1 protein-coding gene is annotated in these 1,165 nt (G+C 65.2%); it reads right to left on the bottom strand.

Translation table 11 applies throughout. The annotated features are described in order from the left end of the window. Nucleotides 1-81 precede the first annotated feature (81 nt). Nucleotides 82-1,165, bottom strand: a 1,084-nt coding sequence (ltrA, locus tag IC66_RS0142295; RefSeq protein ID WP_038951383.1) for a group II intron reverse transcriptase/maturase, incomplete at its 5' end; no start/stop codon positions are given.

Here is a 1,165-nt window from a genome sequence, read left to right as displayed (position 1 = left end):
AATCGGGATAGGGGGAAGCCTCGCGGCTCCGCCCCTCCCACACCACCGGACATACGGGTCCGTATCCGGCGGTTCAGCGGATTATGCGGGTCGCCGTGCCGCGACGGAAGCCAAGCCGAGTGAGGCAAAGAAGCCGTTTGGCAGAGCAATGGTGAGCGCGGGGCTGTTCGCGAGCCGCCAAGGGCCACGTGGGCTGCCGGCGGTTTGCGCCGCCAGATCCCGGCCGACGCCGCGGCGTCGCAACTCGGCAAAGCGAGCGGGTCCATACTTCCATTGCTTCCAGGCAACGGCGCGCAACCGTCGCCTGATCCACTGGTCAAGCACGCGCAACACCGACGGGGTTTGACAGAAGCCGAAGTAGCCGTGCCACCCAATCAGGTAGGTCGACAGTTCTTTGGCGATCTGCACGAGGCATCGACCACGCGTGCGTCGCGTGAGCTCCCGAACCTTCGCCTTGAAGCGGGCGAGTGCCTGCGGCGCGATGCGCCGCCGCGGTTCTTGCCCGCCGGTGAAGCTGAAGCCCAGGAACTTGCGAACACTCGGTTTGGCAACCGCGCTCTTCGCTTTGTTGATCTTGAGCTTGAGGCGCTTTTCGAGGAACCTCTCGACGCCAGCCAGCACCCGTTCGCCCGCCCGCTGACTGCGCACGTAGATGTTGCAGTCGTCGGCGTAACGCACGAAGCGGTGGCCGCGCTTCTCCAGTTCCTTGTCCAGCACATCCAGCATCAGGTTCGACAACAGCGGCGAGAGCGGACCGCCCTGCGGCGTGCCCTCTTCCGTCGGACTGACCAGCCCTCCTTCCAACACACCCGCATTCAGGAAGGCGCGGATGAGCTTCAGGATGCGCTTGTCAGCAACCCGCTTGGCAACCAGTCCCATCAGGATGTCGTGGTTGACCCGGTCAAAGAACTTCTCCAGGTCGATGTCCACCACGATGCTGTGGCCGGCCGCAATGTACGCCTGCGCCCGTTCCACCGCCCGATGTGCCGAGCGCCCCGGCCGAAAGCCGAAGCTCGTCTCGGCGAACGTCCTATCCCAATCCGCCTGCAGCACCTGCATCACCGCCTGCTGGATCAAGCGGTCGAGCACCGTCGGAATGCCGAGCGGCCGCAGGCCGCCCGACGCCTTCGGTATCTCCACCCGCCGCACCGGCTGTGGCTTTTTG

Source organism: Bradyrhizobium genomosp. III (assembly GCF_000261705.1).
GTDB lineage: Bacteria > Pseudomonadota > Alphaproteobacteria > Rhizobiales > Xanthobacteraceae > Bradyrhizobium > Bradyrhizobium ottawaense.
This window is presented reverse-complemented; position numbering and strand designations above follow the sequence as displayed.